The 11,859-nt window shown below is 46.3% G+C and carries 9 protein-coding genes; all 9 read right to left on the bottom strand.

All coding sequences use genetic code 11. The annotated features are described in order from the left end of the window. Nucleotides 1-18: 18 nt before the first annotated feature. The 9 genes from murD to mraZ all read right to left on the bottom strand — a co-directional run bounded on the left by murD (nt 19) and on the right by mraZ (nt 11,760). Nucleotides 19-1,413 (bottom strand): UDP-N-acetylmuramoyl-L-alanine--D-glutamate ligase, encoded by a 1,395-nt coding sequence (gene murD, locus AC58QC_RS09145; protein ID WP_497414873.1) that lies wholly within the window; start codon nt 1,411-1,413, stop codon nt 19-21. Nucleotides 1,414-1,416: 3 nt separating this feature from the next. Beyond that, nucleotides 1,417-2,352 (bottom strand): phospho-N-acetylmuramoyl-pentapeptide-transferase, encoded by a 936-nt coding sequence (mraY, locus tag AC58QC_RS09140; RefSeq protein WP_497415163.1) that lies wholly within the window; start codon nt 2,350-2,352, stop codon nt 1,417-1,419. Nucleotides 2,353-2,436: 84 nt separating this feature from the next. Next, on the bottom strand, nt 2,437-3,819 hold the full coding sequence (locus tag AC58QC_RS09135) for a UDP-N-acetylmuramoyl-tripeptide--D-alanyl-D-alanine ligase (protein WP_497414872.1): 1,383 nt from the start codon (nt 3,817-3,819) through the stop codon (nt 2,437-2,439). Further along, nucleotides 3,816-5,306 (bottom strand): UDP-N-acetylmuramoyl-L-alanyl-D-glutamate--2,6-diaminopimelate ligase, encoded by a 1,491-nt coding sequence (locus tag AC58QC_RS09130; RefSeq protein WP_497414871.1) that lies wholly within the window; start codon nt 5,304-5,306, stop codon nt 3,816-3,818. The genes AC58QC_RS09135 and AC58QC_RS09130 overlap by 4 nt, the downstream gene beginning before the upstream one ends. Nucleotides 5,307-5,511: 205 nt before the next feature. Then, nucleotides 5,512-7,440: a stage V sporulation protein D gene (locus AC58QC_RS09125; protein WP_497414870.1), complete on the bottom strand. Its 1,929-nt coding sequence runs from the start codon at nt 7,438-7,440 to the stop codon at nt 5,512-5,514. 89 nt (nt 7,441-7,529) lie between these two features. Then, nucleotides 7,530-9,848, bottom strand: coding sequence for a penicillin-binding transpeptidase domain-containing protein (locus AC58QC_RS09120; protein ID WP_497414869.1), 2,319 nt, complete (start codon nt 9,846-9,848; stop codon nt 7,530-7,532). 15 nt (nt 9,849-9,863) lie between these two features. Continuing rightward, complete coding sequence (ftsL2, locus tag AC58QC_RS09115; protein ID WP_497414868.1) at nt 9,864-10,325, bottom strand: cell division protein FtsL; 462 nt, start codon at nt 10,323-10,325, stop codon at nt 9,864-9,866. A 19-nt stretch (nt 10,326-10,344) separates the two neighbouring features. Beyond that, nucleotides 10,345-11,295, bottom strand: coding sequence for a 16S rRNA (cytosine(1402)-N(4))-methyltransferase RsmH (gene rsmH / locus AC58QC_RS09110; RefSeq protein ID WP_497414867.1), 951 nt, complete (start codon nt 11,293-11,295; stop codon nt 10,345-10,347). Between the two features lie 27 nt (nt 11,296-11,322). Further along, entirely contained in the window at nt 11,323-11,760 is a 438-nt protein-coding gene (mraZ, locus tag AC58QC_RS09105) for a division/cell wall cluster transcriptional repressor MraZ (protein ID WP_497414866.1), read from the bottom strand. Nucleotides 11,761-11,859 lie beyond the last annotated feature (99 nt).

The following is an 11,859-nucleotide window of genomic DNA, read 5'->3' as shown; positions in this document are numbered from 1 at the left end:
GGAGTGGATAAGCCCTACTTAAAGGTTATGCACGGACTCCTTAAACATGCGTCCCCTGTCCTCAAAGGATGGAAACATATCCCAACTTGCACAAGCAGGTGATAGAAGAACGATGTCCCCTTGCTCACTCATTTGCCAGGCAAGCTGCACGGCTTGTGAAACCGCGTCCGCTGCATCCTTAGCAGTATCGACGGTTTGAACCCTGCTAATCCCTGCCAATTCGGCAATATGCATGATTTTTTCTCTTGTTTGCCCTAAAGTTACAATTCCTTTGATTCGCTCACGGAAAGTTGGCAATAGTTCCATGTAATCCGAACCGCGATCCAAGCCGCCAGCAATTAAGACAACAGGTTGATCGAAAGCCTCAATTGACTTCACAGAAGCAGCTGAATTCGTTGCTTTAGAGTTATTATAGAAGGTTACGCCATCCAGTACTCTCACAAGCTCCAGTCGGTGCTCTACGCCATGGAAGCTTCTCAACACATCAGCAATCGTAGTCAGAGCTACGCCAGCTGTAATGGCCGCTGCAGCGGCTGCTAACGCATTCTCCACGTTAAAGCTGCCGGGTATGCCCACTTCCGTCGCAGGAAGAATCGTTTGAATCATTCCTTGACCGTTTGCATAGACAAGGCAGTCCGTTTCCGCATCCAAATAAACACCAAGTGCCAGCTTTTCCTTCCTCGAAAAAGGGAACTGCTTTGCCTTCAGACTTGGCATGAGACCTCGGCATACTTCATCATCCCAATTCAAAATCGCTGTGTCGGCTTCCGTTTGATTCTCGAATAGTTTGGCTTTAGAGGCGATATAATCCGCCATGGAGCCATGATAATCCAAATGCGTTTCGTATAAATTTAACAGCATGCCGATTGTAGGTCGGAACGATGTGGTCCCTTTTAGTTGAAAAGAACTTAATTCCACAACCATCCAATTCTCGGCTGTCACTTCTGGTGTGGCTTCCGTTAACGCACGACCTATATTACCCGCTACAACAGGCTGCAAGCCAGCCGCATCCAGCATTAAGCCGATTAGCGTAGTAGTTGTCGTTTTCCCATTGGAGCCTGTTATCCCGATGATTGGCGCTTCACAAAATTGATACGCTACCTCAACCTCTGTCACAACCTCAATGCCCAGCTCTTCTGCTTTACGAATAGGCTCGACAGAGTAAGGAATCCCTGGATTCTTGACAACCAGCGCTACCCCTTCATGAACGAGGGACTCCGGATGAAACCCGCATACAACAGAAATACCCAGAGCCTCCAATTCGTCGGCTTCAGGGCACGCACTTCGTTCCTTTTTGTCATTGACAGTGACGAGAGCTCCTTTTTGATGAAAAAGCTTAGCTGCAGCGACACCGCTGCGAGCCAAGCCGAGTACGATCACTTCAAGTCCACGATAATCCCGCGGATGCTTCATGTTCTACAACACCTCATTCATATATAATCCGAGCACGGCAAGCACGAGACCTACGACCCAGAAAGTAATGACAACTCGCCATTCGGACCATCCAACCAACTCAAAGTGATGATGAATCGGACTCATTTTGAATACGCGCTTCTTTCTTGTTTTGAAGGAAACTACTTGGATGACAACAGAAAGGATTTCGATTAAGAAAACACCGCCAATAATGGCAAGCAACAGTTCTGCTTTAGTCAAAATAGCTACGGCAACAAGTCCACCACCAATTCCGAGTGAACCTGTGTCTCCCATGAAGACTTTGGCAGGGTGAGCATTGAAGACAAGGAAACCGAGTACCGCGCCAACCATAGCCGCTGAGAATATCGCCGCTTCCGGCTGCGTATTATTCATCGCAATGATCGTGTAAGCACCAAAAGCAATTGCACTTGTCCCCGCTAACAAGCCGTCCAAGCCGTCTGTAAAGTTAACCGCATTCGAAGCACCTAACATCAGGATTGCCATAAGTGGGAAATACAACCATCCTGCATTAATGTGATAAGATACGAACGGTACATAAATATCTGTGCTGTGACCTTGCATAATAAGTAAATAACAGACAATGGCTGAAATCAATAATTGACCAAAAAGCTTTTGCTTTGCTGTAAGTCCCAAAGAGCGTTTAAAAATGATTTTAATATAATCATCTAAAAATCCGACAAGTCCGTAGCCCAAGGAGGCTAGTAAAAGAATAAGCAAATCTATATTTCTGTCCGCAAAACGAAGCGCAGCCAAGGAGAGCGCAAGTAAGATAATGACGCCGCCCATCGTTGGTGTGCCCTGTTTTTTGAGATGTCCCTGGGGGCCATCCTCGCGAATTTGCTGCCCAAATTTCATACGTCGTAAAATAGGTATACATAACGGCCCCATGATTAGCGCAAGCACAAATGCCACACCCATTGTTAATAAAACTGCGTTTTCCACGTTGGTTCCCCCTGCTCGTTTCCTTCACTCTATTTCATATATTTAATTCTATCACGCTTATTAGGTTAATAAGCTTTGCACAACCTGCTCAAGCCGCATACCGCGCGAACCCTTCACGAGCACGAGATCCTCGGCGCGTGCGAGCGCAGCCAGCTCCTCCGCGAGCTGCGCCTTGTCGTCGTAGGCGCGCACCTGCGCCTGCGGGAAGTTCTGAGTCGCTTCATCCGCGATGAAGCGGCCAAGGCGGCCGAACGTGAAGACGAAGTCTACACGTTCCGGAGACAGCATCGCGCCAATGCCGCGATGGAACTGCTCTTCGTGCTCGCCAAGCTCCAGCATGTCGCCGAGCACGAGGAACTTCCGACCGAAGCCGCTCAGCTGCTCGGTCAAGGCGATCGCCGCCCGCATCGAGGCGGGGCTGGCGTTATACGCATCGTTAAGCACGGTCAGCCCAGAGGCTGCCGTGAGCTTCTCGATGCGCATGCTTGTCATCTGCAGCGCGCGAAGCCCCGCTGCAACGGCACTTGGCGAGGCGCCGAAGGCCTCGCCGACGGCAATGGCCGCCAATGCATTCACGACGTTATGCGTGCCAAGCAAGGGAATAAACAATTCCGGATATTCCGGTGAATTGATGGTGAAGTAAGCCCCTTCCGCATCCATACGGATATCCGTTGGGTAACGATCATTGTCTAGACCATGACCGAAACGAATACGACGCAAGCCCGCGGGCAGGTCCAGCTCTCCAAGTGCTTGTTCAATTAACGGCTCATCCCCGTTATAGATGATCAAACTGCCACTCGGCATCCCTGTTACAATCTCCGCTTTTGCCCGGGCAATCTCATCCCGTGAACCCAACTGAAGCATATGCGACTCACCAATCATGGTGATAATGGCAGCTTCTGGCTCAGCAAGCTCGGACAATAACGCAATTTCGCCTCGTCCACTCATACCCATTTCCACTACGGCAAATTGCGTCGTTTCTTCAAGCAGCAGTAACGTAAGCGGTAATCCGATATGATTATTCAGGTTTCCCTTTGTTTTATGAACCTCATAAGTGCTTCCGAGCACAGCTGCAACCAAATCTTTGGTTGTTGTCTTTCCATTACTTCCTGTAATGCCAATGATACGTACAGGAAGCTCTTTACGATAGGCCTTTGCCAAGCCCTGAAGCGCCGTGAGCGTATCCTCGACTAGGATGTAGGGAATGCCGCTTGGCACCGCACCGTGATCCTCTTGCCAGAGAACGGCCACAGCCCCCTTCTGATACGCATCTTCCACATACTGGTGACCATCGAAATTTTCACCGATAAGCGGGATAAACAGACTACCAGCCTGAATCGATCGTGTATCCGTAGAAACCCCTTTAATCGAAATATCGCCATGAACACCCGACACCTCGCTGCGGAGCATCGCTGCTATTTGACCTAATGTACGCTGAATCACTGTGTTCTCCCCCTAATCGCAGCCTTAGCCACCAAACGATCATCGAAATCATGCTTAACCCCCATGATATCCTGATACGTTTCGTGGCCTTTTCCCGCTATCAATATTACATCTTTAGGGCCTGCCCCTTCAATAGCCTTTTGTATCGCTTTTTTACGATCAGCCATTAAAATGTACTGATTTTCTGGGTAATTAACCTCATTTAGTCCCGGTTCAATATCCGCAAGAATGGCTTCGGGATCTTCTGTACGTGGATTATCAGAAGTCACATAAACAAAGTCGCTGTAATGCGCAGCCACTTTCCCCATAATAGGACGCTTCGTTTTGTCCCGATCACCGCCGCAGCCAAACACGGTTATGATCTTACCCTCGGCAAATTCACTAACCGTGGAGAGGGCATTCTCTAAACCATCAGGCGTATGCGCGTAGTCAACCAAAACCAAATAATTCTGCCCCTCGTTGACAACTTCCATTCTGCCTTCTACGAGTGCAATACGCTCCAGACTATCCCGAATAGCTTCCAGTTCGAAGCCTTCTGCCAAAGCAGCCGCAATGGCTCCGAGTGCATTATAAACATTAAATTTACCAACTAACTGCATTCGAAAGAACGCTTCTCCAGCAAAGGATTTCAAATGAAATTCCGTTCCTTTTGCCGACATTCGAATGTCTGTAGCCCTTACATCGCATTCACTTTCAATGCCGTAGGTAATGACTTGTGCAGCAGTTAACTTATTCAACATGCGTGATGCCTCATCATCCACATTGAGAATCGCATATTGCTTGCTAGCCGGGTCAGCAGAAAAACCATTTCCAAGTCTGGAAAATAACAATCCTTTCGCTGCAGCATAGGCTTCCATTGTTTTATGTTCATTCAAATGATCTTGCGTAAGATTCGTGAAAATACTTGAACGGAAATGAATTCCCTTCACCCGTCCCATATCTAAGCCACTTGAAGTAACCTCCATGACGCAATAATCCACACCACGATCCGCCATTTTTCGGAGTATCCGTTGAAGCTCTATTGATTCCTGCGTATTCGTCGCTTTATTTTCTATATATTCATCACCAATTTTGATATGGATATTGCCCATTAAACCCGTCACATAGCCTTGATCCGCGATGATTTTTTCCAGTAAGTACGTGGAAGTCGTTTTACCGTTTGTCCCTGTAATCCCGATGATTTTCATCTCTTTGCTAGGATACCCGAAGAAATGGGCGGAAAGCGCCGCCATCGCATATCTCGCATCTTTCACAACGATTTGTGGGACTGGTACATCCAGCACTCTTTCCGTGACAAGCGCAGAAGCCCCGAGCGCAATCGCTTTGGGGGCATAGTCGTGACCATCAAGTGTCAGTCCAGGGATACAAAAAAACAAATCACCCTGGTTTACTTTACGAGAGTCTGCCTCAATTCCCGTGATCTCCGTGTCTTTATCGCCATGTATATGGGTAATGAGCAGTGCGGAAGCAAGCTCATGCAGTTTCATAAGCAACCCTCTCTTCCTTGAAATATAAGAAAATATATGTTTCACTTGATAGTTCGGCTTAATTTTTAGATAAACGCTCTAGTCCCTTTCAGGACGGCGTAGTCGTTTATTTCAAATTCCCTAACTATTATGGACAATTTTATGCCAGTAGAAAAGCTAAACATGTCTTATTCGTAAATCTTTTTTTTAATTGTGTAAATGGCAGCTACTTCTCAGGATCAACATCCGATAAGAAAATACGAATTGTTGAGCCTTGATCCACGCGCGATCCCGCTTTTGGCGCTTGTGAAATGACATACTTCCCATTCCCTGACTTTGCTAGCCTAAAATTCATGTTCAGGTCTTCTAATATATCATCAACTGACGCTCCAACCAAGTCTGGAACTTCTACAACGGGAATTTCACCGTACCGGTACTCTTTATCAAGTTGATTTTTGTCAGGCTCTACCTTCATGTAACGCAGGGCATCAGCCATGATATCTCTTACTAACGGTGCTGCAATTAGACCCCCGAATTGAATCCCTTTCGGATCATCGACTGCGGCATAGACAACAATTTTGGGATTATCCGCTGGCGCGAAGCCAATGAATGAAACGATATGCTCATCCGGCGAATAGCGGCCATTTATGACCTTCTGTGCAGTCCCTGTTTTCCCGCCAACACGGTAGCCATCAATAAACGCATTGCGACCCGTTCCTTTGGCTACGACGCTCTCCAGCGCTTCACGAACTTGTCGCGAGGTATCTTCTGAGATCACATTCCGCACCAGTTCAGGCTCGACAACATCGACAACTTCACCTGTGTCCGGATTAGAAAATGATTTTGCCACATAAGGCTTAAACAGCTTGCCCCCATTGATCGCAGCGGAAACAGCGGTAATTTGTTGAATCGGAGTAACCGAGACCCCTTGACCAAAAGCAGTTGTTGCAAGTTCTACAGGACCTACTTGTGATGGTTTGAACATAATCCCGTTCTCTTCCCCGCCAAGATCAATACCTGTCTTCTTACCAAAACCAAATCTGGAGATATAGTCAAATAATTTCTCTTTGCCTAATCGTTGTCCCATGACGACAAAGCCCGGGTTACACGAGTTTTGAACAACCTGGAGCATCGTTTCGCTGCCATGCCCGCCGCGTTTCCAACAACGCAGCCTAGCGCCGCCAACCTCGATGGAGCCTGGATCATAGAACTGCTCATTCTTTAGATCTACTTTCTTTTCTTCCAGCGCTGCGGCTAATGTAATAATCTTAAACGTAGACCCTGGCTCATACGTTTTCCAAATCGGTAAATTCCGGTTATAGATTTCGGCAGGTGACTCCAAATATTTAGCAGGATCATAGGTCGGACGACTACCCATTGACAAGATCTCACCGGTATTCGGATCCATCATGATAGCAATGACGTTCTGTGCTTGATATTGCACCATTGCCTGATCTAACGCACGTTCCATCACCGATTGTAAATGGCTGTCAATAGTCAACTTCACATTCAGCCCATCTTTTGGCGGTGTATAGGTATCCGTTGTGCCAGCTAATTTCCGGCCAGCTGCATCTGTCATATAGGCAATATTCCCTGCGATGCCTGTTAGTTGTGAGTTATATTTCGACTCAATCCCCGTTAGCCCTTTATCAATCCCTGCGAAGCCAAGAATATGCGCAGCAAGCGAACCATAAGGATAGTAGCGCTTATTATCCTCGGCTACCACGATGCCAGGCAGTTGCAGCTCACGCACTTCCTGCGCCTTTTCTATCGTAATTTTACGACCCGAAGGCTTTATATAGTTTTGCATTGCTTTCTTCGTAATTTGTTTGTAAATGTCATCTTCATTCCCATCCAACACTTCTGCCAGCTTAGCAGCTGTGGCGTGGGCATCTTTAATTTGTACAGGAATCGCCACAAGTGTGGGGGTACTCATACTATACGTAAGTGTCATGCCATTACGGTCTTGAATTTCGCCTCGCTTGGGTGCAAAACCAATCTCTCTTCGCCAACTGTTCTCAGCCAACTTAGCAAGGTCTTGTCCAATCCAAAGCTGGACATAAGCTAAGCGGATGATAAGTGCTGCAAAGATGACAGTTCCAATGATTAACGCAGTAAACAATCTGCGACGAACGGTAACGTTAGAAGCCCGCATGAACGTTCAGTCTCCCTTCCCACTATGGACATGTTCATTCCTAACATGACTATTCGGGACAAACAGGGGTTAGAACAAGCTGTTCACTATCACTGTTTATTTGAAGCTGTTCGTTGTGTCTCCGTTTTGGAATTTGGTGTAGGCGTCGCTTTCGGCGTTGACTTTGGTGTCGGTGATGGCGAACCCAATGGCGTCGTAATAGGCGTTGATCCGGCTGACACTGATGACGTCTTATCACCTAACGGTTTAAGTTGCAGGGTAACCTCTCGGCCTTCACCAGCAGCAGATTGTTCTGACACATAGCCTTCGCCGGTGGTTTGACATTCGACCTTGAAGAAGGAGCACGTCTCAACCGCATCTCGAAGCGATCTGCCAACTAGATTCGGTAATGGCATTTCTTCGACAGGCTGCATGGCAACATAGATGCGCTGCGTTGATAATATTTGAGTGCCTGCCTTTGGGAATTGATCAACCACTTTATCGCCTTTGCCAAATACTTCGAGAGACAATCCGATATCTTTGGCCGTCCCTTTGGCGTTGGTTGCAGAAACATCGGCAAAATTCGGTACATTAAGCCTATTCGCTTCCTTGGTTACCGTTTTGGGCTTCTTACTGGAAGCCACACCCATGTACTGCAAAGACTCGCCTACAATTTCTTTGAAAGCAGGTGCCAGGACTTGTCCACCTAGATGATAGTTTCCGCCCAGATCTGGCTGATCTGCAATCAGCGTAATTAGGATTCGCGGATCTTCCACAGGCGCATAGCCAATAAACGAAATTACCCACGTATCGGATGAATATGTTTTTTCTCCAGGAAGTACGATATTTGCCGTTCCCGTTTTCCCAGCAATACGATAATCCTCCATAAAGGCAAGCTTACCTGTCCCAACTTCTTGGTCGGACACGACTTGCTCTAAATAGCTGCTCACTTGCGCTGCCGTTTGCGGGCTGACAACTTGTCTAATCACTTGGGGTTCAACAGCGGAAATGACTTTACCTGTTTTGGGATCGACAATATCCTTCACAATGTGCGGCCACATCAATTTACCGCCATTGGCGATCGCTGCATAAGCTGCCGTTTGCTGAATTGCCGTAACAACGACCTTCCCTTGTCCATAGGTTGCTGTTGCGAACTCAGAAGGATATTTCATATCAATAAGGCCCGAAACTTCACCTGGCATATCAATGTTTGTTTTCTGTTCAAAGCCAAATTTCTCAATATACTCGCTAAGTTTAGGTGGTGTAAGTTTCTCAATACCTAGCTTCACAAAGGCAACGTTACTAGACCGTTTAAGTCCTTCTAAGAACGTTATTTTCCCCCACCCGACAAGATTATGGTCATGAAGTATGCGGTCAGAGACTTTAATTGCACCTGATTGATAGGTTTCCGTCGGATTAAATAAACCCTCTTCTACAGCTCCTGCAAGGGTAACTAACTTAAAGGTAGAACCCGGCTCATATCGAGAGGAAACAGCGCCATTCTTGAAATCACTTTGATCCTTGATCGTCCAATACGAGTTAGGGTTGAAAGTCGGCGTATTTGCCATACCTAAAATTTCCATCGTTTTGGGATCAACCGCGATGGCAGTTAAGCTTTTCGGGTGCCATTTATCATTCACCTTTGCTAAAGCGCTCTCTAAATAAAATTGAATATTTTTGTCGATGGTGAGTCTGACATTATTTCCGTCTTCTGCAGGCTTAAAATTGACTTTGGCATCAGGAAGCTCAACCCCCTTGCCATCTTTCTCATAACTTAGCATACCGGGAACACCCTTCAGCGTATCGTTTAATTTGAGCTCAAGCCCTAGTGCTGCTTCGCCTTCTTTATTCGTATACCCCAAAATATGGGATGCCAAGGTTTCACCAGGATAGTATCTTTTCTTATCTTCAAGAATCGAAATGCCTACATTTGCTTTGGCGCTTAACTTCAGCTTCGTCTGCAGATTGGTTATGAGTGTACGGACCTGATCCGCCTTCTCCTTCTCAATCTTCCAACCTTCGTTCCTCACTTCTACGTTCGCAGCGAAGTCAGTGCCATCTAGATTCTTCTTTGTTGCTCTTTCCCGAATCTTATTCACTAGCTCCGCACGGGACGCCTCGGATTCCTTCAAAATATCCGCCAACCCTTGGGTCACATCCTCGGCAATGTGCAAAGCATCGATTACTTTTGGATTTAAAGCTATCGTATACGCGGTAGCCTCTACAGCAAGCACCTTATCGTTCCGATCTAAAATTGAGCCACGCACAGGGTTTAAGACCTTATCTGTTTCCCATCTTTTCTCGGCCTTTTCTAGCAACCAGGAAGCTTCTACGACTTGGATCCAATAGACTTTAACCATGAGGACAACAAAAAGAAGGGTGAAAAACCCTCCGATTAGCAAAGAACGCAGCTTAATTTTTTTAGTCATATGAGTACCTGCCTATTACGGTTTAGAAGCTGATTTCGTACTTTTGCCACTCGTAGTAGCAGTTGTTGTACTAGTTTTCGATTTCGTAGTTGTCGTCGTTTGAGCTACGACACTACCTTGCTTCTCATCTTCTAAATTAAACCCGAGGCGCACGGCTTCCTCTTTTAAACGATCAGGACTTTGCAACTTCTCTACTTCTTGCTTGAGCGCGCTGTTCTGTGCCTGAACTTCACGAATCTCACCTTGCATTTTCAAAATATTCGCATTCATCTGATAAATGGCAGCAAACCGCCAAATGATAACTCCGGCAACAATGACACAAAGAACGACCGTAAATAAGTAAAGCATTTTTTCTTGGGCAGGTAAAGAGGAATTACGATATACCACTTTGGTTGTTTCTTTTATCTTTACACGTTGCTGTGGATTCGGTTTACGCTTCGGATCAAGTGCCAAATTGCCTTGAATATATGATGACATCGCTTATTCCTCCCTTGGTTCAAAGCTTCTCTGCTATTCGCAGCTTCGCGGATCTGGCTCGTTGATTCACTTCCAGCTCATGTTCACTTGGCAAAATAGGTTTGCGAGTAACCAGCTTCAAATCTCCTGATTTGGTGCAAACGCACATTGGAAAAGCCGGCGGGCAGGTACATTTCTCCACATTTTTCACGAAAAATTGCTTACAGATGCGATCTTCCAAAGAGTGGAACGTGATGACTGCAATACGTCCTTGAGGTGCTAGACTGTTAAGTGACTGCTGAAGCGCTTCTTCAAACGCGCCTAGCTCGTCATTCACAGCGATCCGTAATGCTTGGAAGCTGCGCTTAGCCGGGTGACCACCTGTCCGCCTAGCGGCTGCAGGAATCCCCTCTTTGATCAACTCAACGAGTTCACCTGTAGTTTCAATCTGTTTCTTGGCTCGCGCCTCAACAATGACACCTGCAATACGTCTTGAAAACTTTTCTTCGCCATATTCAAACAATATTCGCGCAATTTGGTCAGCAGGCCACTCGTTTACGATTGTTTTGGCGGTTAATGTCGTATCCCGATCCATTCTCATATCGAGCTCTGCATCATGATTGTAGCTAAAACCACGATCACCATCATCCAACTGAGGTGAAGATACTCCGAGATCGAACAAAATGCCATCGACCTGAGGTTTACCCTCTCTCATAGCTCTGGGTACGCCCCGTAGAACAAGCTCTATATCTCTGAAGTTGCTCTTGATAATCGCTACACGATCTAGATAGGGTGCAAGTACGGTTTGAGCATTTGCTAAAGCCACATCATCTTGGTCTAAAGCGATAAGTAAGCCTTCTGGACCTAACTTAGAAGCGATAAGCGCGCTATGACCCGCACCTCCCATCGTACAATCCACGTAAACGCCATCTGGTTTTATATGTAAACCTTCTACAGATTCTTCCTTAAGTACTGTCACATGATGAAACACTTGTTGTCCTCCTAAAAACGCTAATTTCTATAAATCAAAATTAAAATCGACCAGCTTCTCTGCTATTTCATTGAATGACTGTTCAGACTCATTGGCATAGCTTTCCCAAACTTGCTTGCTCCAAATCTCCACACGATTAGAAACACCGATAACGACACAATCTTTCTCCAATTTGGCATGATCGACGAGATTGCTGGGAATGTTAGCTCTCCCTTGCTTATCAAGCTCACACTCTGTTGCACCTGAGAAGAAAAACCGGGTAAAGGCACGTGCATCTGACTTCATTAATGGCAATGCCTTCAGCTTCTGTTCGAGAATTAACCATTCTGATTGCGGGTATACGAATAAACACTGATCCAATCCACGGGTGATGACAAATGCTTCGCCAAGGGCTTCACGAAATTTAGCCGGAATAATCATTCGGCCTTTATCGTCGATGCTATGTTGATATTCGCCCATAAACATAGCATCTTGCCCCCTTTCCCTCCACTTTGTACCACTTTCCACCACATTTGAATCAATATTCGCTAAAAATAAAAGAAATCCTGCTTAGTTAGCAGGATT

The sequence above is a fragment of the Paenibacillus sp. J22P51 genome (assembly GCF_059692215.1).
Note: the sequence above shows the minus strand (reverse complement) of the source record. Positions and strands in the feature narration are given on the sequence as shown.